This is a genomic window from Saccharopolyspora rectivirgula DSM 43747 (genome assembly GCF_000497205.1).
Lineage (GTDB): Bacteria > Actinomycetota > Actinomycetes > Mycobacteriales > Pseudonocardiaceae > Saccharopolyspora > Saccharopolyspora rectivirgula.
The window spans coordinates 11,639-33,265 of record NZ_AYJW01000025.1 but is presented as its reverse complement, the minus strand read 5'-3'; the positions used below and the strand labels follow the sequence as shown (position 1 = coordinate 33,265).

The 21,627-nt window shown below is 70.3% G+C and carries 18 protein-coding genes; 9 read left to right on the top strand and 9 right to left on the bottom strand.

Annotated features, from left to right (window positions below; genetic code table 11):
* Nucleotides 1-118: 118 nt before the first annotated feature.
* Nucleotides 119-928 (top strand): alpha/beta fold hydrolase, encoded by an 810-nt coding sequence (locus SREC43747_RS0109120; RefSeq protein WP_029720891.1) that lies wholly within the window; start codon nucleotides 119-121, stop codon nucleotides 926-928.
* Between the two features lie 33 nt (nucleotides 929-961).
* Here the strand turns inward: SREC43747_RS0109120 and SREC43747_RS0109115 are convergent, their stop codons facing one another.
* On the bottom strand, nucleotides 962-2,380 hold the full coding sequence (locus tag SREC43747_RS0109115; RefSeq protein ID WP_037331659.1) for a coiled-coil domain-containing protein: 1,419 nt from the start codon (nucleotides 2,378-2,380) through the stop codon (nucleotides 962-964).
* 312 nt (nucleotides 2,381-2,692) lie between these two features.
* Between SREC43747_RS0109115 and SREC43747_RS0109110 the strand changes: the two genes are divergently transcribed.
* Entirely contained in the window at nucleotides 2,693-4,960 is a 2,268-nt protein-coding gene (locus SREC43747_RS0109110) for a penicillin acylase family protein (protein WP_029720889.1), read from the top strand.
* A 3-nt stretch (nucleotides 4,961-4,963) separates the two neighbouring features.
* On the opposite strand, the gene mce is transcribed toward SREC43747_RS0109110, so the two are convergent.
* Nucleotides 4,964-5,416 carry a methylmalonyl-CoA epimerase gene (gene mce, locus SREC43747_RS0109105; RefSeq protein ID WP_029720887.1) on the bottom strand — a complete coding sequence of 151 codons (453 nt, stop codon included), beginning with the start codon at nucleotides 5,414-5,416 and terminating at the stop codon, nucleotides 4,964-4,966.
* Between the two features lie 52 nt (nucleotides 5,417-5,468).
* Here mce and SREC43747_RS0109100 point away from each other — a divergent pair, with 52 nt between their 5' ends.
* The 3 genes from SREC43747_RS0109100 to SREC43747_RS0109090 all read left to right on the top strand — a co-directional run bounded on the left by SREC43747_RS0109100 (nucleotide 5,469) and on the right by SREC43747_RS0109090 (nucleotide 8,995).
* Nucleotides 5,469-6,752, top strand: coding sequence for a cytochrome P450 (locus tag SREC43747_RS0109100; RefSeq protein ID WP_236623101.1), 1,284 nt, complete (start codon nucleotides 5,469-5,471; stop codon nucleotides 6,750-6,752).
* 237 nt (nucleotides 6,753-6,989) lie between these two features.
* Entirely contained in the window at nucleotides 6,990-8,177 is a 1,188-nt protein-coding gene (locus tag SREC43747_RS0109095) for an acetyl-CoA C-acetyltransferase (protein WP_029720885.1), read from the top strand.
* A 74-nt stretch (nucleotides 8,178-8,251) separates the two neighbouring features.
* Nucleotides 8,252-8,995, top strand: a complete 744-nt coding sequence (locus SREC43747_RS0109090; protein WP_029720884.1) for a hypothetical protein — start codon at nucleotides 8,252-8,254, stop codon at nucleotides 8,993-8,995.
* Here the strand turns inward: SREC43747_RS0109090 and SREC43747_RS0109085 are convergent, their stop codons facing one another.
* From SREC43747_RS0109085 to SREC43747_RS0109075, 3 genes are all read right to left on the bottom strand, one after another.
* Nucleotides 8,996-10,315: a DNA polymerase IV gene (locus SREC43747_RS0109085; protein WP_029720883.1), complete on the bottom strand. Its 1,320-nt coding sequence runs from the start codon at nucleotides 10,313-10,315 to the stop codon at nucleotides 8,996-8,998.
* Between the two features lie 43 nt (nucleotides 10,316-10,358).
* Nucleotides 10,359-10,775, bottom strand: coding sequence for a TipAS antibiotic-recognition domain-containing protein (locus tag SREC43747_RS0109080; protein ID WP_029720882.1), 417 nt, complete (start codon nucleotides 10,773-10,775; stop codon nucleotides 10,359-10,361).
* Between the two features lie 208 nt (nucleotides 10,776-10,983).
* Nucleotides 10,984-12,030, bottom strand: a complete 1,047-nt coding sequence (locus tag SREC43747_RS0109075) for a class I mannose-6-phosphate isomerase (RefSeq protein WP_029720880.1) — start codon at nucleotides 12,028-12,030, stop codon at nucleotides 10,984-10,986.
* A gap of 492 nt (nucleotides 12,031-12,522) precedes the next feature.
* Between SREC43747_RS0109075 and SREC43747_RS0109070 the strand changes: the two genes are divergently transcribed.
* Nucleotides 12,523-12,852, top strand: coding sequence for a DUF3817 domain-containing protein (locus SREC43747_RS0109070; RefSeq protein WP_029720879.1), 330 nt, complete (start codon nucleotides 12,523-12,525; stop codon nucleotides 12,850-12,852).
* Nucleotides 12,853-12,860: 8 nt separating this feature from the next.
* Here the strand turns inward: SREC43747_RS0109070 and SREC43747_RS0109065 are convergent, their stop codons facing one another.
* Nucleotides 12,861-13,361 (bottom strand): MarR family winged helix-turn-helix transcriptional regulator, encoded by a 501-nt coding sequence (locus SREC43747_RS0109065; protein ID WP_029720878.1) that lies wholly within the window; start codon nucleotides 13,359-13,361, stop codon nucleotides 12,861-12,863.
* Nucleotides 13,362-13,467: 106 nt separating this feature from the next.
* Between SREC43747_RS0109065 and SREC43747_RS0109060 the strand changes: the two genes are divergently transcribed.
* Together SREC43747_RS0109060 and SREC43747_RS0109055 are read left to right on the top strand one after the other, a co-directional pair.
* Nucleotides 13,468-13,770, top strand: a complete 303-nt coding sequence (locus tag SREC43747_RS0109060) for an MTH1187 family thiamine-binding protein (RefSeq protein ID WP_029720877.1) — start codon at nucleotides 13,468-13,470, stop codon at nucleotides 13,768-13,770.
* 228 nt (nucleotides 13,771-13,998) lie between these two features.
* Nucleotides 13,999-14,922 carry a tetratricopeptide repeat protein gene (locus tag SREC43747_RS0109055; protein WP_236623100.1) on the top strand — a complete coding sequence of 308 codons (924 nt, stop codon included), beginning with the start codon at nucleotides 13,999-14,001 and terminating at the stop codon, nucleotides 14,920-14,922.
* A gap of 71 nt (nucleotides 14,923-14,993) precedes the next feature.
* On the opposite strand, the gene SREC43747_RS0109050 is transcribed toward SREC43747_RS0109055, so the two are convergent.
* Nucleotides 14,994-16,448, bottom strand: a complete 1,455-nt coding sequence (locus SREC43747_RS0109050; RefSeq protein ID WP_236623099.1) for a neutral zinc metallopeptidase — start codon at nucleotides 16,446-16,448, stop codon at nucleotides 14,994-14,996.
* Nucleotides 16,449-16,571: 123 nt separating this feature from the next.
* A complete protein-coding gene (locus tag SREC43747_RS0109045) occupies nucleotides 16,572-17,828 on the bottom strand; it encodes a neutral zinc metallopeptidase (protein WP_051387898.1) in 1,257 nt (418 codons plus the stop codon).
* A 79-nt stretch (nucleotides 17,829-17,907) separates the two neighbouring features.
* Here SREC43747_RS0109045 and glgP point away from each other — a divergent pair, with 79 nt between their 5' ends.
* Complete coding sequence (glgP, locus tag SREC43747_RS0109040; protein ID WP_029720873.1) at nucleotides 17,908-20,460, top strand: alpha-glucan family phosphorylase; 2,553 nt, start codon at nucleotides 17,908-17,910, stop codon at nucleotides 20,458-20,460.
* 3 nt (nucleotides 20,461-20,463) lie between these two features.
* Here the strand turns inward: glgP and SREC43747_RS0109035 are convergent, their stop codons facing one another.
* Complete coding sequence (locus SREC43747_RS0109035; RefSeq protein ID WP_029720872.1) at nucleotides 20,464-21,624, bottom strand: tetratricopeptide repeat protein; 1,161 nt, start codon at nucleotides 21,622-21,624, stop codon at nucleotides 20,464-20,466.
* Nucleotides 21,625-21,627: the final 3 nt, after the last annotated feature.

Below are 21,627 nucleotides of genomic sequence, written 5' to 3'. Positions count from 1 at the left end.
GGACGGCCCGGGTGCGGCAGCAAGGGAACCTTTCTGCCGGGGGTGGCGGAGAAGTTCCTTTGTCGGTTGTCTGCGTGCCGTTCCCGCGTTGAGCCGTTGGCTCCGGCACGATGGGGACGTGCACTACATCGAATCCGGAGTTGGAACACCGCTTGTGCTGTTGCACGCTTTCCCGGTGGACGCGCGCATGTGGGACGGGGTGCGCGGTCACTTGGAGGAGCAGGTCCGGTTGATCACCCCGGACCAGCGCGGCATGGGGGAAAGCCCGCTGGACGGTTCGCCGGCTTGGAGCTTGGCCGATCCGGAGTCGGCCGAGGCGAACGTGCCGCCGGACCTGGACCTGGTGGCGGCCGATGTGGTGGCGCTGCTGGATCGGCTGGAGCTCTCCCGGGTTGTGCTCGGTGGCTGCTCGATGGGCGGCTACGTGGCGATGGGGGTGCTCCGGCGGGCTCCCGAGCGGGTGGCCGGGCTGCTGCTGGTGGACACCAAGGCGGTGGCTGACGACGAACAGCAGCGGGCCAACCGGCTTTCGGTCGCGGAGCGGGTGGAGCGGGAAGGTGTCTCCTGGCTGGCCGAGACGAATCCGCAGAGCGTGCTCGGCCGGACGACGCTCCAGCAACGGCCGGAGGCGGTCGACCGGATGCGGGAGCTGGTCAACGCGCAGTCGCCGGAGGGAATCGCTTGGGCGCAGCGGGCGATGGCGGGCCGCCCGGATTCCACGGGAACGCTGCGCTCGTTCTCCGGTCCGGCGCTGGTGGTGGCCGGTGAGGAGGATCCGTTGACGCCGCCGCAGGCCGCCCGGCAGTTGGCCGAGCTGCTCGAGGAAGGCGAGCAGGTCTCAGTTCCTCGGGTGGGGCACTTGCCGCCGTTGGAGGATCCGGAAGCGTTCGTCGCTGCGATCCGCCCGTGGCTGCAGCAGTTCAGCTGAAACCGGGCAGGGGCGCTGCCCCTGCCCGGTCGGCTACTTGCTGATGTCGGTCCGGGTGCCGTTCGGGCCCTGCTGGCCCGGGTCGGCCGGCATTTCGATGCGCCGGGTCGGCGGGTTGTGCTTGTTGGTCGAGCGGACCTTGTCCTTGCGGATCTTCTCGGTCGGCTCGTCCGCGCCCGATTGCTCGTCCTGAGGAGTGGTTTCCGGCCCGACCTGGTGGCCGGCCCGCTCGTCCTGGGCGATGGCGATTTCGGCGTCCTTGCGGGCCTGTTCCCGGGCTTCTTCGGCGGCCTGCCGCAGTTTCTCCTCCTCCGCCTGTTCTTGTTCCAGGCGTTCGAGGAGGGGAGCGGTTTGCCCGAGCATTTCCGCGGCGTCCCGGAGTTTGCTGGCCACCGCGTCCCGCAGCTCGGTGAGCGAGTGGACCTGCTTGTCGGCCTTGGCCAGGCGGCGCTGCACCTCTTCGGTGGTGGCCTTCAAGCGCTTCTGGGCGTCTTGGCGGGCGGCGGCGACCAGGCGTTCACCTTCCTTGGTTGCCTCGTCTATCAGTCGGGTGGCCTCTTCGGTGGCTTCCCGGACCAGTTGGTCGGCCTTGTCGGTGGCTTCCTTGATGCGCCGCTCCGCCTCGGCCTTGCTGGCTTCCTCGCGTTGGCGGGCTGCCTCGGTGGACTCGCGGGTGAGCTGTTCGGCCTTGGCGGTCGCCTCGTTGACCAGCTGGTTGGCCTTGTCGGTGGCTTCGCGGACGCGCCGGTGGGCTTCCTCGGTGCCTTCTTGCAGCCGACGGCTGGCTTCTTCGAGGCGCCGCTGTGCCTCGGCCTTGCTGGCCGCTTCTTGTTCGGCGAGCGCGCGCATGGCTTCGCTGCGGCGGGCCGCCATGGCGATTTCGAAGTCCTCTTCGACCTGTTGCCGCCGGGCTTGGGACTCCTGCTCGGCCCGCCGCGCGTTCTCCTCGGCTTCCCGGGTGATCCGCTCGGCTTCCGCTTTGGCCTTCTCCATCAGTGAGCGGTGTTCGGTTTCCATCTCACTGCGGCGGCTGTCTACTTCGGAGATCAGCCGCTCGTAGCGGACGCGGAGCTGGTTCGCCTCTTGTTCGGCGCGGGCCCGGGTTTGGGCGGCGTCCTCTTCCGCGCGGGCGCGGATGTCGTTGGCTTCGTCTTGGGCTAGCCGCAGCATGCGTTGGAGGCGTTCGCTGAGGCCTTCCATGGTCGTCGGCGGCTTGGCGAGCCGCTCGACCTGGCCGCGCAGGCTCTCGATCTCGGAACGGGCTGCTTCCAGCTGTTTGGACAGGTCGTTGGCCTGGGATACCGCCGCGTCCCGGTCCGCGGTGAGTAAACGGATTTCGGCGTCGAGCCGCTCCAAGTGCTCGTCGACCTGGGCGCGGTCGTAGCCGTTCTTGCGCGCCAGGTCGAAGCCTGAGCCGAGTGGTAGCAGATCACGGTCGTCGGCAAGCCCCATGCGGTCCAAGTTACCTGGTGAAAGAACATGTTGTGGGAGTTGAACGGGGTGCGCTGGGAAAAAATTCGCCTCTTGTGCCGATTGTTACTCCGGAGGTGGGCTCGACCACCGGCCGGACGAGGTGGGCGATCGCCTCGGAACGGGTAGTGGCGGACGCGGGGGCCGTGGGGCCTGCGATCGGGGGTGCTGGCGGGCCAGCCGGTGGATATTCCAGTCCAGAACTTGTGGTCGAAGTGCGGGCGGCGTAGACATCGATCAGGTCGATCTCGAGAGGCCCGGCGCGCGGCTGGGCGAGCACCGGCGGGAGGCTCGATGAACTACCACGTGACCGGCCTGTCCGCGGAAGTCGAATTGATCGTGGACCGCTACGGCGTCCCGCACATCTACGCCGCGAACGAGGAGGACCTCTTCCTCGCCCAGGGCTTCAACGCCGCCCGCGACCGGCTCTTCCAACTGGACCTGTGGCGGAGGCGCGGCCTGGGGTTGTTGGCCGAGGTGCTCGGGCCGGACTACGTCGAGCAGGACCGCGCTTGCCGGTTGTTCCTCTACCGGGGGGACATGGCCGCGGAGTGGGCCAGCTACGGCCCGGACGCGCAGCGGATCGCTGAGCGCTTCGCCGCCGGCATCAACGCCTACCTCGACTGGTTGGACGATCACCCGGACGAGTTGCCGGAGGAGTTCCGGCTGCTGGGCTACCAGCCGGCCCGCTGGCAGCCCGAGGACGTGGTGCGCATCCGCAGTCACGGGTTGACCCGCAACCTGCTCAGCGAGGTGCAGCGGGCGCGGGTGGCTCGCGCGGCCGGTGTCGAGGCGGACGAGATCCGCCAGGGGCTCCAGCCCGAGCACCGGGTCACCGTTCCCGACGGTTTCGACTCGGGCGTTCTGCCGGACGACGTGCTGCGGGTGTTCGAACTGGCCACCCGGGAAGTGGAATTCCGCGGCGGTGCTGTGCGGCCGGCCCCGCCGCCGACCGCGGCGGGCAGCAACAACTGGGTGGTCAGCGGGGCGCGCACCGCCACCGGGAGGCCGGTGCTGGCCAACGATCCGCACCGCGGGTATCCGGTGCCGTCCTTGCGCTACCTGGTGCACCTGTGCTGCCCGGGGTTGGACGTCATCGGTGCTGGGGAGCCGGTGCTGCCGGGCATCTCCATCGGGCACAACGGCACGATCGCGTTCGGGTTGACGATCTTCCCGTTGGACCAGGAGGACCTCTACGTCTACCAGCTGGACGAGCAGGACCACACCCGGTACCGCTACGCGGACGGTTGGGAGGAGGTGCGGGTGGAGCGCACCGAGATCGCGGTGCGCGGTGAACCCGCCCGCACCGTCGAGTTGCAGTTCACCCGGCACGGCCCGGTGATCCACGTCGACGAGGAGCGCCACCTGGCCTACGCGGTGCGGACGGCGTGGTTGGAGCCCGGCATGGCCCCGTACTTCGGCAGCGTGCGCTACCTGTGGGCTCGTGATTTCGACGAGTTCACGGCGGCCATGCGGGATTGGGGCGCCCCCACCGAGAACCAGGTCTACGCCGACACCGCGGGGAACATCGGTTGGGTGCCCGGCGGGTTGGCGCCTCGTCGCCGCGGGTACGACGGTTTGCTGCCGGTTCCGGGGGACGGGCGCTACGAGTGGGAGGGTTTCCACTCGGGGGACGATCTGCCTCGAGTGCTCAATCCCGACAGTGGTTTCATCGCCACCGCCAACCAGTTCAACTTGCCGCAGGAGTACTGGGACCGCGGGTTGGGTTACGAGTGGACGAACCCGTTCCGGCACCAGCGCATCGTCGAGGTGCTCTCCGAGCAGTCCCGGCACGCGCTGGCCGATTCGGTGGCGCTGCAGAACGACCAGTTGTCGATCCCGGCTCGCCGACTGACCACCCTGCTGTCCTCTTTGGACAGCGAGGATCCGGTTGTGGCGCGGGCGCTGCGGCTGCTGCGGGAGTGGGACCACGTGCTGCGCCCGGACTCGGCGGCCGCTGCGCTCTTCGAAGTGTGGTTGACCCGGCACCTGGCCGGCGAGTTCGTGCGGCGCGCGGTGCCCGAGGCGGCACCGCTGATCGACGCCCCCGACACCGCGGTCATGCTGGCCGAGCTGGAGAACCCCGGCCGGTGGTTGCCGGACGCGGCGGCCCGCGACCAGCTGCTGCTGGACACCCTGGCCACCGCCCGCGCCGAGGTCGAGCGGCTGCTCGGGCCGGACGAGCAGCAGTGGAAGTGGGGCGACCTGCTGCACACCTCCTTCACCCACCCGCTGTCCCCGCTGGTGGACGACAGCGAGCGGCAGCGACTGGACACCGGACCGTTCCCGCGCGGCGGATCGGTGGACACGGTGAACCAGTCCGCTTACTGGCCGGGGGATTTCCGGCACTTCGCCGGCCCGTCGTTCCGGATGGTCCTCGACGTGGGCAACTGGGACGAGTCGTTGGCGGTGAACACCCCGGGCCAGTCCGGTGATCCGAGCGACCCGCACTACCGGGACCTGGCGGCGATGTGGCGGGACGGCGAGTACTTCCCCCTCGCCTACAGCCGTGCCGCGGTGGAGCGGGTCGCGCAGCGCCGGATCAAACTGCTGCCCCGGTAGCCGTCACTCGTGGGGTTCCGCGGCTGGTTCGACGAGCTCGACCAGCACCCCGCCGGCGTCCTTGGGGTGCACGAAGTTGATCCGGCTGTTGGCGGTGCCGCGCCGAGGCTGGTCGTAGAGCAGGCGAAGCCCCTTGGCGCGCAACCTGTCCGCGGCCGCTTCCACATCGGTCACCCGGAAGGCCAGCTGCTGCAGTCCCGGGCCGCTGCGGTCCAGGAACTTGCCGATGGCCGAGTCCGGGCGCAGCGGGGCCAGCAGCTGGATCTGGGTGGCACCGGAGGAGTCGCCGGGGGCGCGCAGCATCGCTTCCCGCACGCCCTGCTCGTGGTTCTCCTCGGTGTGGGTCACTTCCAGGCCGAAGGTCCGTTCGTGGAAGCTGATCGCCTCGTCCAGCTCGGGGACCGCGATCCCCACGTGATCGACCGCGGTGACCAGGTCTTCGATTTCTGCGCGCATGCCGGCAGCCTAACCCGGTGGCGGGAACCAGCGGGAGCGCGCGGTTCGGGTGGTGGGGACGCGTGTTTCACCACCCCACCGCCCGGGCAGTGCCGAAGGCATGGACCAGTGGCGCACTCCCGTGCTCGACAGCACCCTGCCCATGCTGCTCGACGGCTACACGTGGCTGCCGGGGCGGTGGCGGGAGACCTCGGCCCCGGTGGTGCGGGCCAGGGTCCTCGGCCGCCCCGCGGTCGGCCTGCGCGGGCCGGACGCGGTCCGGTTCTTCTACGACGACAACCACGTGCACCGGCGGGGCGCTCTTCCCGAGCCCGTGGTCAGCACCCTGTTCGGCCGGCAGGCGGTGCACACCCTCGACGGGGAGGCGCACCGGATCCGCAAAGCGCTGCTCGCCGCGCCGGCCGCGGTCAATTCGCTGACCGCGAGCGTGGTGCGGGAGTGGGAGCTGGCGGTCGAGGAGTGGTCCCGGCGCCGGCGGGTGGTGCTGTTCACCGAGGCCAGCCGGGTGCTCACCCGCGGGGTGTGCCGGTGGGCCGGGGTTCCCGTCGCCGACGGTGATGTCGCGGGCTTGGCCGCGGACCTGGTTTCCATGGTGGACGGGTTCGCCACGCTCGGCCCGCGGCATTGGCGCGCCCGGCTGGCGCGCGCTCGTCGGGAGAAGTGGCTGGCGCAGCTGGTGGAGGAAGTCCGGTCCGGGGCGGTGCGGGCACCGGCTGGTTCTGCGGTGGAGGCCGTGGCGACCTGTCGGGACTACACCGGGCAGGTGCTCTCGCCGCGGACGGCTGCGGTGGAGCTGCTCAACGTCGTTCGGCCGACCGCGGCGGTCAGTTGGTTCGTGGCCTTCACCGCGCACGCCCTGCACCGCTGGCCGGTGCACCGGGAGCGGCTGCGCGACGCGTCCGCGGAGCACGCCATCGCGTTCGCGCACGAGGTGCGCCGCTTCTACCCGTTCGCCCCGTTCGTCGGCGGGTTGGCGGCCGGCGAGCTCACGTGGCGCGGGGAACCGATACCGCCGGGGGCTCTGGTGCTGCTGGACCTGTACGGGCAGAACCACGACGAAACCCTGTGGGAGCAGCCGTACCGGTTCGACCCCGACCGGTTCGCCGCCGCGCCCCCGGGGCGCGACGAGCTGGTGGCGCAGGGAGGGGCTGATCCGCGCTCCGGCCACCGGTGCCCGGGCGAGGACGTCACCACCGCGCTGCTGGCCGCCCTGGCGGTCCGGTTGGCCCGGTTGGATTGCGAACTGCCGCCGCAGGACCTGGGCATCCCGTTGAACCGGGTGCCCACCAGGCCGCGGAGCGGGGTGGTGCTGGAAGCGGTGCGCCCGGTGCGGTGAGGTCGGCAGCGAGGGAACTTTTCTTTCGGGGTAGCCGGAGAAGTTCCCTTGCTCGGCCACGGGGGGCGTGATCACCGCTGGTGGTTGCTGGTGCGTGGCGGGGGCGCGGCACTAGGATGTGTTCCGCATCATATGTGGCACTGAGTGTCAGTCTGGGTATGGTGCCGTTCGCATTCGCTGGCTCATGATGGTGCTGCGACTCACCGACGCGGCACGTGGACGAACCGGGAGGCAGTTGTGGGCACCTCTGTGATCGTGGCGGGAGCACGTACGCCGATGGGGCGGCTGCTCGGCTCGCTGAAGGACTTCTCCGGCGCGCAGCTCGGCGGCTTGGCGATCAAGGCCGCCTTGGAAAAGGCCGGGGTGCAGCCGGACCAGGTGCAGTACACCATCATGGGGCAGGTGTTGACCGCTGGTGCTGGGCAGATCCCGGCCCGGCAGGCCGCGGTCGCCGCCGGCATCCCGATGGACGTGCCCGCCTTGACGATCAACAAGGTCTGCTTGTCCGGGCTGGACGCCATCGCGCTCGCCGACCAGCTCATCCGGGCCGGTGAGTTCGACATCGTGGTGGCCGGCGGGCAGGAGTCGATGACCCAGGCTCCCCACCTGCTGACCGGTTCCCGCGAGGGCCACAAGTACGGCGATGTGACGATGCTCGACCACATGGCCCACGACGGCCTGTTCTGCGCCTTCGACCAGATGGCCATGGGTGCGTCCACCGAGAAGTACAACTCGCGCTACGGCTTGACCCGGGAGGAGCAGGACGAGTTCTCCGCCCGCTCCCACCAGCGGGCCGCGGCGGCCGCGGAGAAGGGCCTGTTCGCCGAGGAGATCACCCCGGTGGAGGTGCCGCAGCGCAAGGGCGACCCGCTCGTCGTGGACGCCGACGAGGGCATCCGGCCGGACACCACGGTGGAGAAGCTCGCCAAGCTGCGCCCGGCTTTCGCCGCCGACGGCACGATCACCGCTGGTTCGGCCTCCCAGATCTCCGACGGGGCCGCCGCTGTCGTGGTCATGAGCAAGGCCAAGGCCGAGCAGCTGGGTCTGCCGTGGATCGCCGAGATCGGGGCGCACGGCGTCGTGGCCGGCCCGGACGCCAGCTTGCACGAGCAGCCGTCCAACGCCATCAAGGCCGCGTGCGCCAAGGAGGGCGTCGACGCCGGCAAGCTCGACCTGGTGGAGATCAACGAGGCGTTCGCCGCGGTCAGCATCGTCTCGGCGCGGGCGCTGGGAATCGGGGAAGACCGCGTGAACGTCAACGGCGGCGCGATCGCCCTGGGCCACCCGATCGGCATGTCCGGGGCCCGGCTGGCCCTGCACCTGGCGCTGGAGCTGAAGCGCCGGGGCGGCGGCACCGGTGCGGCAGCGCTGTGCGGCGGCGGGGGTCAGGGAGATGCCCTGGTCCTGCGGGTTCCGCAGAACTGAGCTGTCCCGGAGATCTCCCTGAGATTCGCTGGAGCGGGAAATCTCGCCCGGCAGCCCCGTCTACCCTGGGCGGCATGAAGTGGTTGCCTGGCGGATGGCAGCGAACCCAGCGGATCGATGAACGCGCGACGGTGCCGCGCGGCAGAGCCGATCGCGGCACCGCGCGGTTGACCGCGCCTGGCGAGAGGATCCCGGAGGCGGCTCGCGGTGGCCGCCGGCGCCCGGTGCTGCTCGGCCCCGGTGCGCGGGACGTGGACGTCAGCGCCAGCAGTTTCCGCACCTTCCTCCTCGGCGGGGGGATCAGCGGGCTGGTCGCGGTGCTGTGCGCGGCGAACCTGGCCTACCAGGGCAATTCGGTCGGCGCGTGGCTGCTGCAGCTGGTGTCCGCGGTGGTCTTCGGCTACTTCCTCGTCGGCTCGCGGGGCATGCTCAACAGCCGCGGTTTCCTGTTCGACCGCAGCGGCTTCTACGCCCGCACCAAAGGCGAGGTGTTCGGGGTGGCGTGGGACGAGATCGCCGCTGTGGGGGTCAGCACGCTGTCGTTCTTGCAGGCCCGCCGGGTGGTGTCCCCGGAGCGCCGGGTGGCGCTGGAGTTCTTCCCGGCCGATCCCGGTTTCGCCGAGCGGCACCCGGAGCTCGATCGCTGGCTGGTGGAGGAACCGCCTCCCATGCCGGACTTGCCCTACGAGCGGTACCGCTTCTACCTGCCGCCGATCAGCCGGTTGCCGAAGGCGTTGGAGGCCGCGGTCCAGGAAGTGGCGGGCCGCAAGTGGATCGGGCAGTACCGCAGGGAACTGCCGGTGCCGGTGGACGCGTAGTCACCAGCCCAAGCTGTTCATCGGGTCGGCCCGGGACAGGTGGGGGTCGTCGATGGCGAGGGTGCGGGCGCGCCCCGGCCCGGTGGCCGCGGTCTCGAACCGGATGGTCACCCGGCCGTGGCCGGCTCCTTGCACCCATCCGTGGCCGTGTTCGGGGTGGTGCACGTCGTCACCCGGCCGCCACCGGCGATCGGGGGAGTCCGGTTCGGACTTCTTGGTCGAGAGGGCCGGGGCGAGTTCGATTTCCCCGGTGTCGCCGGGGGTGTCGAACAAGGGGGTTTGCTCCACAGCGGTCAGCCCGGAGTAGGAGACCCCGACCAGTCGAACCGGGGTGCCGGGCGGGACGGCGGTGCGGACCAGTTTGCGGGCGGTGTCGGCGAGCGTGGGGAAGTGGCTGGTCGCCCAGGGCAGGGTGGCTGAGCGGCTGGTCGTGGTGAAGTCGGCGTCCCGGATCTTGAGGGTCACGGTGCGGGCGGCCCGGTGGGACGCGGTGAGCCGGCGGTGCGCGGCTCGAGCCGCGGTGAGCACTTCGGACTGCACCCGGGCCGGGTCGGTGATGTCGTGGTCGAACGTGGTTTCGCTGCTGACCTGCTTGGCTTCCGCGCGTTCGGCGACCGGCCGGTCGTCGATCCCCCGGGCCAACTGGTGCAGTTCGCTGCCGTGAGCTTGACCGAGCAGGGACGTCAGGTCGGAGAGGTGCAGTTGCGCCAGTTCGCCGATGGTGTTGACCCCGATGCGGTGCAGTTTGGCTTCGGTGACCGGGCCGACTCCCCACAGCTTCCGCACCGGAAGACGGCTGAGCAGCTCCAGTTCCTGGTGCGGGGCGACCACCAGCATTCCGTCCGGTTTGGCCAGTCCGGAGGCGATTTTGGCCATCTGCTTGCCGGATCCGGCGCCGATGGAAGCGGTCACCCCGACTTCGTCGTGCACGCGGGCCCGCAACCGGGCGGCGAAGTCCTCGGTTTTGGCGGTGTCCGCGCCGGCCAGCTGGGCCGGCTCGAGGAAGGCCTCGTCGATGGAGACCTGCTCCACGGCGTCGGAAACGTCGCGCACCAGGGCCATGACCCGGGCGCTGACCGCCTGGTACACCCGGAACCTGGGGGGTAGTACGACTGCGGTGGGGCAGCGCCGCCTGGCTTCGGCCATCGGCATCGCCGAACGCGCCCCGTAGGCGCGGGCCTCGTAGCTGGCTCCGGCGACGGTTCCGCGCGGGCCGAGCCCACCGACCAGGACCGGTCGGTTGCGCAGGGTAGGGCGGGTCAGTTGCTCCACGGACGCGAAGAACGCGTCCATGTCGACGTGCAGCACCCACCTCCGCATACCCCTATTGAACGGGATGCCACCGACAGGGCGGGGGTGCGCTTCAGCTCAGTCGGGCCCACGCGTAGGTGGTCATGGCGTCGCGCAGGTATCCGGCGAGGCCTTTGGGTTTCCTGCGCTCGATGCGCTTGCGGAACTTCGGCTGGTTGGCGTAGACCTCGGCCAGGCGCAGGTAGGAATCGCGGTCCGGGGTCCAGAAGTAGCGGAGCCAGTTGTAGTGCTGCTGGATTACTTCCTGGGCGCGCGGATCGTCGCTGGGCACTCCGGTGGCGTACAGCTCGGCGAGGCGAGAGCTGATCTGGTTCCACTCCTCCCCGATCTTGCGGGCGAGCGCTTCGCGTTCTTCGGGGCTGGACAGGTGGCGGGTGTGGGATTCGAAGTTCCCGATCAGCGCAGTGCCATCCGCCGTTGCTTCGGTCTGGTCGAGACCGGAGCTCCCATACGTTCTGTCCGGCTGCACGGCGTCGAATCCTTTCTGTACACAGCGCACGGCGAGGCACGCCACGGGTCGAGCACAGCAAGTGATCGAAGCCACGATCAGCGATCGGGTGATCACCTAGCCGAGGACGGTAACGGAGATGCGTCCGCACCGCGGGGGTTTGGGCGCAACCGCTATCGCGCTGTGACGTGACGTGGCTCGCAGCGGCCGCTGGTCCAGCGGGATGGCGTCAGCGGTGGGTGAGCGGCTCCGGCGGGCGGCAGTACACGGCCACCAGGTCACCGTCCAGGCGGGTGCTGCCGGCCGCGTGCGGGACCACGACCGTTTCCCCGCGCTTGAGCGGCAGGGTGGTGTGCTCGGTGACCAGGGAACCGGTTCCGTCCAGCACCACCAGGACGCCGAAGGAGGGGTCGAGTTCGACCGGTGCGTGCAACCGCTCGGCCCGGAAGAACGGGTCGGCTTCGGTCGACAGCAGCGGAACCCTGGGTGCGACCTGGTCGGCGGTGTGCTTGACCAGGTCGGAGAGCAGTTCGTCGGGGAAGCCGCGGTGGTTGACCGACTGCAGGGCGGTTTTCTCGTCCAGGCCGAGGAAGGCCTTCTCCGCGCTGGTGAGGAACCCTTCCCATTCCAGGGTGATGGAGAAGTCGGTCGGCTGTTGGAGTTCGACGATGAACACGCCTTCACCGATGGCGTGCGGGGTGCCGGCGGGGATGTGCACCGTGTCGCCCGGCTTGACGGGGATTTCGTTGAGCGAGCCGAGCATTGCCGTGGCGTCTTGGGTGGCCACCCAGGTGGCCACGGTCTCGGGGTCGACGTCGTTGCGGAAACCCGCGTACACCACTGGTTTCGGCCCGCTGGTTCCGATGACGATCCAGGCTTCGGTCTTGCCGAACCGGGAGCCGAGGTGCTGTTGGGCGAAGCGGTCCGAGGGGTGGCAGTGCACCGGCAGTCGTTGCCCGGCGTCGAGCAGTTTGACCAGCAGGGCTGTGCTGTCGCCGAACACCGAGACGTGCTGCGGGCCGAGCCACTGCGCTGGTTCGGCGGTGATGGCGTCGCGCAGCCACCGGCCGTCGGGCAGTCGGGTCAGGCCTGATTCGGCCTGGCCGAATTGCGTGGTGATCGAGGCGACCCAGTCCTCCGGGCCGTACTCCCGATCGTCCTGGACGCCGCGCAGGGCCGCGATCGACGCGCCGCCCCGGTAGAACTGGGGCGGCTGGTTGGCCGGGAGTTTGACCGGCGCGGTCGGGCCAGCGTAGACATCCGGGGTCGTGCTCACCTTCGAGACCTTTCCAGCACTTCGGGATCACCGGTGGGCGAGCGGTCCTGCGGGCTGGGGTCCGCTGCCGGAGCAGGTTTCGGAAGCAGACGCACCGGGTGCCGCTGGCCTCGCCCGAGCAGGGCGAATTCCACCGCCACTGCCCGCGGTCAGTCAACCCCACCCGGGCGGGGAGGCGTCAACCGGGTTCGGGTTCTGCCGGTGGGTGGCCGGCCGGGCTGGGCAGCGACCGCGCGGAACTCCACACAGGACGCCGTTGGGCGTGGTGGGCAAGGGAGCTTTTCTGCTGGTCGAGCGAGAAGAGTTCCCTTCGTGGCGATTCGTGCTGCCACCGGTGCGGTCGCGCGTGCGGTTGAGCGCTGGCGAGGGGCGAGGTTGTGGTCGGAAACCCGGGTGGTGCGGGAGTGATGGGCGCCACCCGGCACACTTCGGGGAGGAGCTCCTTCGAGGAAAGGGGAAGCGGTGCCCCGCAGTTATGCCGGTTGGTTTCGCGTGGTCTCGGTTGGTGAAGCGGTCTCCTGGACAGCGCTGCTGGTGGCGATGGTGGTCAAGTACGGGTTCGGGCAGCCGCTGGGGGTGACCATCACGGGCTGGTTCCACGGCTTCATGTTCACCGCTTACCTGGTGGTGTGCCTGGTGGTGTTCAGCCCGCTGCGCTGGCGGTTCTGGGAGCTCGTGCTGGCCGTTGCCGCTTCGGTCCCACCGCTGGCCACCCTGCTCTTCGAGTGGTGGGCGAACCGGCGGGGCATGCTCTCCGGCCGGGAGGCGGATGAGCCGACCTTCTGGGCCAAGGTGCGGTACGCGCTGCGCGAGCTGAACTGAGCGGCGGCTCAGAAGTCGCCCGCGGCTTGCCGCACTTTGGCCAGCAAGTCGGTCAACTGCTGGGTCTGGCGTTCGGTGAGTCCCCGTAGCCCGAAGTCGATGGCGGTGACCGCTTCGGTGGCCTTCTGCATCAGGTTCCGACCGTCTTCGGTGATCTCCACGAGCGTGGTGCGGCGGTCGGTCGGGTGCGGTGTGCGGCGGACCAGCTCGTCCTGCTCCAACCGGTCGACGATGTTGGTGACGCTGGTCGGGTGCAGTTGCAGCCGGTCGCCCATCACGCGCATCGGCAGGCTGCCCCGTTTGGAGAAGCTCAACAGCACCAGGGCTTCGTAGCGGGCGAAGGTGAGGTTGTGCGGCCGCAGCGCGTTGTCGACGGCTGATTGCAGGATTTGCTGGACCCGCATGATGCTGGTCACTGCTGCCATCGTGGTGGCCGGGCCAACCCGCTCGGCCCAGTGCTCGGCCGCTCGGGCGATGGGGTCGAAGGGCAGCGGGTTACGGGTACTCATGGTGCTCGACGCTAGCAGCGCGGTACCGGCCAGCTGCTGCCTATCCGGTGGGTGCAGCCGGGTGTTCCCAGGGTAGCCGGACCGCGTGGATGAAGGAGGTAGACAGGTGCTTGTGGCGTTCAGCGTGGCGCCGACCGGTGGCGGGGACAGCGACAGCGTCAGCGAAGCGGTCGCGGCCGCGGTGCGGGTCGTGCGGGAGTCGGGGTTGCCGAACGAGACGACTGCCATGTTCACCACGATCGAGGGCGAGTGGGACGAGGTGATGGACGTGGTCAAGCGCGCCACCGAGGCGGTGGCGTCCCGCGCGCCGCGGACCAGTCTGGTGTTGAAGGCCGACATCCGCCCGGGGCGCACGAACCAGTTGACCGAGAAGGTGCGCCGGGTGGAGGAGCACCTGCGGGAGGAGTGACGCGGCGGGGCGCCGGTCTCGTCGTCGCAGCGCTCCGCCGGGGTTGGTGCGCGGCCGCGCACCAACCCGTTCACTCTTCCGGGTGGTCTGTTGTGGTGCTCGGGGGTTGTTCGGGTCGGGAGCGGGTCGGGCCCCAGGTGGGAGGCGCCGCCCAGCGGCCGCTCGCTTGTCGGGCCGTGTCAGGATGGATGTGTGACGAGGCCGGATCCACGCCAGAACGCAGCAGCAATGTCCGCCGCGATGGCGGGCGCGGTCGACCTGTCGGCGCTGAAAAACCGGGCCGAGGCGGCTGCGCGTGCGAATCAGCAAGCGAAGGCGAACGACGGCGGCGCTTCGGCGGCCGCACCGATCGTCGATGTCACCGAGGCCACGTTCCAGGCCGAGGTCATCGACAGGTCCATGCGGGTCCCGGTGGTGCTCGACCTGTGGGCGGAGTGGTGCGGACCCTGCAAGCAGCTCTCGCCGGTGCTGGAGAAGTTGGCCCGGGAGGGCAACGGCGCGTGGGTGCTCGCCAAGGTCGACGTGGACGCCAACCCGCGGATCGCGCAGCTGTTCCAGGCGCAGTCCATTCCGATGGTGATCGCCATCGCCGGCGGCCAGCCCGTTGACGCGTTCGCCGGGGCCCAGCCGGAGCCGCAGTTGCGGCAGTGGATCGACGCGCTGCTCAACGCGTTGCGGGACAGGCTTCCGGGGATTCGCGAGGCCGAGCAGGCGTCCGGCGCGGCGGCCGAGGAGGAGCCGGAGGACCCGCGGTTCACCGAGGCCGAGGACGCGTTGCAGCGCGGGGATTACGCGGCGGCCGAGGCGGCGTACCAGAAGATCCTGGACTCCGAGCCGGACAACGAGCAGGCCAAGGCCGCGTTGGCGCAGGTGCGGTTCACCGCGCGGGCCGAGCAGGTCGATCCGGCCGTGGTGGAGCGGGCGGATGCGGCGCCGGACGACGTCGACGCCCAGATCGCGGCCGCGGACGCCGAGGTGGCGCGGGGTGACGCCGAGGCTGGTTTCGACCGGCTGGTGCGGACCGTGAAGCGCACTTCGGGCGATGAGCGGAACAAGGTCCGCGTGCACTTGTTGGAGCTTTTCGAGTTGTTCCCGGCCAGCGATGAGCGGGTGGTGAAGGCGCGCCGGGCGTTGGCCAGCGCGTTGTTCTGAGCATCGCTGTCCGTTGTGGAGACTACTGCGGCCGCGCCGGTGACCGGCGCGGCCGCGTTTTCGTTCTCGGCTCAGTCGAAGTACCTGGTGGAGCAGGTGCCGAGGCCTTCTTGGAAGCCGGTGCGGAAGGCTTCCACGCGGGCGAACCCGGAGGGCACCTGGTTGCCGTCGGCGTCTGCGGCGATCAGGCTGTCCTCGCTGAGCAGGGAAGCGATGCCTTCGTCGATGTCGCCGGGGGCCAGGCGGAGTTTGCCGACCGGGTTGCGCTGGCCGATGGGGTCTTCCACGAGCAGCCCGCTCCAGGCGCCGACCAGGCAGGCGGTGCGCAGGCTCGCGGTGTCGCCGGTGAGGGACAGGCCGGCCGAGCGCTGCACGGACAGCGTGTACCGGGCGGCGATCTGGGCGTACGCGGCGAAGTCGCCGTAGCCGCCGTCGGTGGTGTTCTTGCCGGGTGGTTGGGCGATCTGCTGCAGGGCGGGCAGGTCGAGGGAAACGGTGTTGGTGTCCGGGCAGTAGGTGGCGGGTGGGGTTTCGGGTCGGTTGCCGCACGCCTGCGGTTCGGTGGTGATGGTGGGCGGGGCGGCGCCGGTGTCGCGGAAGACTTCCCGCAGGCTGCGTTCCACCGCTGCGATGCCGTGTTCGTCGACGGGCAGGTCGGTTTCCTGCTGCTGCTTCCAGAACTTGAAGTGGGTGGTGCGCTGTTTGACTTCCTCGGGGTCCAGTTGCGCGCAGCGGCGGGGGCCTTCGGTGAAGCCGTGCTGGAAGGCGCTGATCCGGTCGAAGGCGCTGCCGTGGGCGTCGGTGTCGGTGAAGTCGCCGGCTCCGGGGGTGTCGCGGAAGTAGGCGAGGGTGGCCATGACGTCGTTGAGGCCTTCGCCGGTGGAGATCTGGAAGTGGTCCGATTTGCCTTCGGCGACGTGGCGGAAGTAGGCGCCGGTGAAGCAGTCGGCTTGTTGTTCCAGCACCAGCGCGGGGTCGTCGGGGCGGGCGGTGCCGGCTTGGTGCTGCACGACGTGCCCCATTTCGTGGGCGAGGACGCTGACGGCGGCCATGGGGCCGAAGGTGTTGGTGAGGGTGGGCAGGAGTTCTCCGCGGTCCCAGGCGATGGTGTTCTCGGCGGGGCAGTAGAAGGCGTTGGCCGAGCCGGCGGTGGGGTGCCCGCACAGGTCGATGCCGCGGCCGGTGGAGTCGTAGGAGACGAGTCGGCGGACCGGGTGGAACTCCTTGCCGAAGGTTTCCGGGAAGGTGGCCCGCCAGAAGGCGGTGGTGTCGGCGATCGCGGCGCGGGCGAGGCGGTCCGCTGGGCCGTGGTCGGTGCCTTCCACGGGCAGCCGAGGGTCGGGGGCGTCGGGTTTCGGCCCGCTGGGGCCGGCGGTCACCGGGAGGCCCGCCACTTCGTCCGGGGCTTGGGTGCCGGGGGTGGTGGGGGTGCCGCTGATGGCGTGGGCGCAGCCGGTGAGCAGTGCGGCGCAGGTGAGCAGGGAAATAGCGGTTCGTGCGGGTCGGGTCGTTGCTCGAGATGCCACTGCCTGTGTCCCCATCTTGCTGGAGCTGGTGCCGGCTGTTGCCGGGTTCGTTGATCAGCGCTGGTTGCCGACCTTATCGGGTGGGTTCGGCCGGTCAGCGGGGGTTTTGCGGAAATCAACCGGTCATGGGTCGCAGCCGGGGGTGCCGGTGAGCAGGCCGGTGCGGAAGGCGCTGGTCCGCTCGTGGCCGGTGAGCGGGTTGTGCCCGGTGGCGTCTCGGGTGGTGGTGGGGTCGGTGAGCACGGCGTTGAGGGCTTCGTCGAGGTCGGCGGCGGCGAGTCCGGTGGTGGTGGCGCGCCAGCGCAGGTAGGCGCCGGTGAGGCAGCTGGTTCGCCGGGTGGCGTCGCGGCCGGTGACCGGCTGGTGCAGTTGGTGCAGTGCGATCAGGGCGTGGTGGGCGGCGAGTGCGGCGGTGGTGGCGTGGTCGCCGATCTCGTAGCGCATGTCGTCCAGGGCTTGCTGGTCGGTGCGCACGGCTGGTGGGTCCAGGCACACCGCCACCGGTGCGGGGGCGGGGCGGCAGCTGTCGGGGTTGTGGGCGGGTGGCTGCCAGGTGCCGCCGCGGTCGGTGACGTACTGCTGGAAGAACTCGTTGATGTCCGGGAGTTGGGCGTCGGGGGCGTGGTGGGTGGCGGGTGTGGGGCTGGTGATGTGCTGCGGCTGGTGGGCGGGGCATGCGGCTGGCCCGTTGCGGTAGCCGTGCTGGAAGGCGGTGGTCCGGTCGAAGGCGGTGCCGTGGGCGTTGTTCCCGCTGGGGGTGTGGTCGTAGAAGACGCTGAGGGTGCGCAGGGCGGTGTCGATGTCGTCGTCGTCCAGCCGCAGGTGCGGGGAGTTGCCGTCGGCGGCCCAGCGGAAGTAGGCGCCGGCGTAGCAGTCGGCGGTGGTTTCCAGTCGGGTGTTGTTGTCGCCGAGGTCGACGCCGAGGCGTTGTTGCACGGCGTGGCCGGTTTCGTGGGCCAGCACGAGGGCGATGGCGGCTTGCCCGTGGTGTTCGGCGAGCACGGGCAGCAGGGCGGAGCGGTCCCAGGCGATGGCGTCGACGGTGGCGCAGTAGAAGGCGTTGCCGGTGACGTCGGCGGGGGCGGTCGCGCAGGGCGGTGGGTTCCCGTTGCCGGTGGTGTCCACGGAGAAGAAGCCGCCGTCGAGGTCGCGCCACGGCTGCTGGAAGGCGCGGGGGAAGGTTTCGGCCCAGTACTGCTGGAGGTCGGTGACGACGGTGGCGGCGATCCGGTCGACCTGGCTGTGGTCGGTGCCGTGGACGAAGGCGGGATCGGTGCTGTGCTGGAGGATTCCCCGCTGGCGCGGTTGGGGTGGCGGGGAGCAGGCGCTGAGCGCGGTGGCCAGTGTGATGAGCATCGCCAGGAGCTGCAGGGGACGCACGCGTTCAGCTTCTCATCGTGGTCGCGGCACCGTGGTGCGCCCGCACGTGTTGTCGGCTGCCGAGATATCGTCCGCTTCCGTGAGAGCCGTCCATCGCTTCACCGTGCGCGCCCATCTGCCGGAGCCGCTGCGTGCGCTTGGCACGTTGGCGATGAATCTTCGCTGGACGTGGCATCCGCCGACGCAGGACTTGTTCGCTGCGGTGGACCCGGAGGTGTGGTCCGAGGTGGGTGGTGATCCGCTGCGCTTGTTGGCCGAGGTGCCGGCGGAGCGGTTGATGCAGTTGGCCGAGGACGAGGACTTCTTGGCCCGCACCCGCGCGGTGGATGACGATCTGCGCCGCTACTTGACGATGCCGCGGTGGTACCAGCAGCGGTTGGGCGAGGGCGCGGAGTTGCCGGCTTCGATCGCCTACTTCTCGATGGAGTTCGGTGTGCACGAGGTGCTGCCGAACTACTCCGGTGGGTTGGGGGTGCTCGCCGGGGACCATTTGAAGGCGGCTTCCGATCTCGGGGTGCCGATGATCGGGGTGGGGCTGCTGTACCGGTCGGGGTATTTCCGGCAGACGCTTTCGGAGGAGGGCTGGCAGATCGAGCACTACCCGGTGATCGATCCGGGTGGTTTGCCGCTGGAGCTGCTGCGGGACGAGGCCGGGGACCCGGTGCTGGTGCGGCTGGCGATGCCGGACGACCGGACGCTGCACGTGCGGATTTGGAAGGCCCAGGTGGGGCGGGTTCCGCTGTTGCTGCTGGACACGGATCTGCCGGAGAACGACGACGAGCTGCGCGGCACCACTGACCGGTTGTACGGGGGCGATGCCGAGCACCGGATGCGGCAGGAGGTCTTGGCCGGCATCGGCGGGATGCGGGCGGTTCGGGCGTACTGCCGGTTGACCGGGACGCCGCAGCCGGAGGTGTTCCACACCAACGAGGGGCACGCGGGGTTCTTGGGCCTGGAGCGGATCCGGGAGTTGCAGGAGGACCCCGGGCTGGAGTTCGACCAGGCGGTGGTGGCGGTGCGGGCGGGCACCGTGTTCACCACGCACACCCCGGTGCCGGCCGGGATCGACCGGTTCCCGGTGGAGTTGGTGCGGCGGTACTTCCAGGACGATTCGGCGGAGCCGCTGCTGCCGGGGGTGCCGTTGGACCGGGTGCTGGAGCTGGGGGCCGAGGACAACCCGGTGATGTTCAACATGGCCCACATGGGGTTGCGGTTGGCGCAGCGGGCCAACGGGGTGTCGGAGCTGCACGGCAAGGTGCTGCGGAAGATGTTCCGCCACTTGTGGCCGGGGTTCGGGGTGGAGGAGGTCCCGATCCGCTCGGTGACCAACGGGGTGCACGGCCCCACCTGGTCGGCTCGGGAGCTGGGCAAGTTGCTCGGCGAGTCGGAGATGGACAGCGGTGCCGGGTTGCGCGGCATGCAGCCGGTGAGCGATGCGCTGCTGTGGGAGCTGCGGTGTTCGCTGCGGAAGCGGTTGATCGAGCAGATCCGGCGGCGGTTGCGGCGGGCGTGGCTGGAGCGGGGCGCTTCGGATCTGGAGCTCGGCTGGTGCGATTCGGTGCTCGATCCGGAGGTGCTCACCATCGGTTTCGCCCGGCGGGTGCCGACCTACAAGCGGGCGACGTTGATGCTGCGGGACCCCGAGCGGCTGCGGTCGCTGCTGTTGGACCCGCAGCGCCCGGTGCAGATCGTGGTGGCGGGCAAGTCGCACCCGGCTGACGAGGCGGGCAAGGCGATGATCCAGAGGATCGTGCGGTTCGCCGATCAGGCGGACGTGCGGCACCGCATCGTGTTCTTGCCGGACTACGACATGGCGTTGGCCCGGTACTTGGTGTCGGGCTGCGACGTGTGGTTGAACAACCCGGTTCGCCCGTTGGAGGCGTGCGGCACCTCGGGGATGAAGGCCGCGTTGAACGGGGTGTTGAACCTGTCGGTGCGGGACGGCTGGTGGGACGAGATGTACGACGGTTCCAACGGCTGGGCGATCCCCACCGCGGACGGGGTGACCGACCCGAACCGGCGGGACGACTTGGAGGCGGCCGCGCTGTACGAGCTGATCTCCGAGCACGTGGTGCCGATGTTCTACGAGCGCGACGCCGACGGCGTGCCGGGCAAGTGGATGTCGATGGTGCGGCACACGTTGGCCACGTTGGGGCCGCGGGTGCAGTCGTCGCGGATGGTGCGCGAGTACGTGGACCACCACTACGCGCCGGCGGCGCGTTCGGTGCGCGCGGTGGCCGCGGACGGTTACCGCGGCAGCAAGGAGATGGCCGAGTACTTGGCGAAGTTGCGGGCCGCGTGGGATTCGGTGCGGATCGCGAGCACGGAGATGACGGTGCTCGACGGCGGGACGCCGCTGCTGGGCGGCCAGGTCGAGGTGAGCGCCGAGGTGGACCTGGCCGGCCTGGATCCGTCCGATGTGGACGTGGAGGTGGTGGTCGGCCGGGTGGACGATTCGGCCGAGCTGCACGACTTCGTGACCGAGTCGATGCGGCAGACCGGTGTCGGCCGGTGGCGGGCGCGGGTGACGTTGCCGCACGCCGGTCCGGCCGGGTACACGGTGCGGGTGCTGCCGAAGCACCCGCTGCTGTCCGGGCCCGCGGAGCTGGGCAAGGTGGTGTTGGCCGGGTGAGGCTCAGCTGACGTGCAGGCGCTGCCGGACGCGGGCGACCCGCGGCCACCAGGCGGCGAGTTCTTCGGCTGCGGCGAGGGCTCGACGGGCGGCGGCGTTGTCGCGGCGGGCCATGTGGGCTTGGGCGAGCGTGGCGTAGTCGTCGGCGCGGGACAGCGGTGAGGGGCTGTGCTCGGCGCCGATGGCGGCCAGGCGGACCGCTTCGTCCAGGTCGCCCTCCAGCAGGGCCAGCATGCCGCGGGTGCCGCTGAGCTCGAATTCCGGGTAGCCGAGCTGGATGGCGTCGGTGAGGGCCTTCTTGGCGGTGGGCAGGATGGTTTCGGCGGGCAGCTGCCCGGTTTCGGCGGCGGCGAAGCCCAGTCCGGCCAGCCCGGCCAGCAGGTAGGACATCTCCCGCGGCGGCAGGTCGGGGCCGCTGGACAGGTAGTCGAGCAGGTGCAGGGTGGCTCGGGCGTATTCGCCGCGGGCTTCGAGCATGGCCACTTGCGCGGAGCGGGTGGCGGTCAGGTGCGGGTACTGCTCGGTCAGCTGGTCGACGTGCCGTTGCGCGGTGTCCAGGTCGCCTTCCTGCAGGGCGTCGTTGGCAGCGGCGGCGATGGGGCCGGCGCGGAATTCGGTGCGCTGCGGTTCGGGCATGCGGGGCAGCCGGAACAGCAGCCAGCCGGTGGAGGTGGACAGGGGCGCTCGTTTCGGCCGCAGCTTGTGGAGCATGAGGGCGGTGGCGGCGAGGGCGTAGCCGCGGCCGAACGGGCCGCCGGCCAGCAGCCAGGCGGTGGTGACCAGGCCGATCCCGGTGCAGGCCGACAGCAGCCCGGCCAGCCAGCTGCGCAGGATCACCGGGGGGCGCCACGGGCCGATCTCGGCGCTGATGGTGACCGGGAGCGCCCGGAGGGTGATGGTGGCGGGGCCGAGCTTCCAGGTGCCGAGGCGGCGCATGGCGCCGATCACGACGTGCCGGATGCGGAGCCCGAGGAGGAGCGCGCCGGCGAGCATTCCCAGCTGGGTCGCCATGGGCAGGGTGATGGCGGCGGTGAGCGCGCCCAGCCAGCCGAGCGCGGTGCCGGTCGCTCCGGTGCCGGTGGGGATTTCCACTGCCGCGATCACGAGCATGCCGGCTGCGGTGCTGAGCACCCAGGGGCGCAGCAGCAGGTTTTTGCTTCGCACAGG

What these genes read in the sequence shown, in the direction of transcription:
- SREC43747_RS0109065 (WP_029720878.1), bottom strand. Translation starts at nt 13,361, where the DNA reads ATGAGTACCCGTAACCCGCTGCCCTTCGACCCCATCGCCCGAGCGGCC.
- SREC43747_RS0109055 (WP_236623100.1), top strand. Translation starts at nt 13,999, where the DNA reads ATGTCCGCCGCGATGGCGGGCGCGGTCGACCTGTCGGCGCTGAAAAAC.
- SREC43747_RS0109115 (WP_037331659.1), bottom strand. Translation starts at nt 2,380, where the DNA reads ATGGGGCTTGCCGACGACCGTGATCTGCTACCACTCGGCTCAGGCTTC.
- SREC43747_RS0109085 (WP_029720883.1), bottom strand. Translation starts at nt 10,315, where the DNA reads ATGCGGAGGTGGGTGCTGCACGTCGACATGGACGCGTTCTTCGCGTCC.
- SREC43747_RS0109110 (WP_029720889.1), top strand. Translation starts at nt 2,693, where the DNA reads ATGAACTACCACGTGACCGGCCTGTCCGCGGAAGTCGAATTGATCGTG.
- SREC43747_RS0109090 (WP_029720884.1), top strand. Translation starts at nt 8,252, where the DNA reads ATGAAGTGGTTGCCTGGCGGATGGCAGCGAACCCAGCGGATCGATGAA.
- mce (WP_029720887.1), bottom strand. Translation starts at nt 5,416, where the DNA reads ATGCGCGCAGAAATCGAAGACCTGGTCACCGCGGTCGATCACGTGGGG.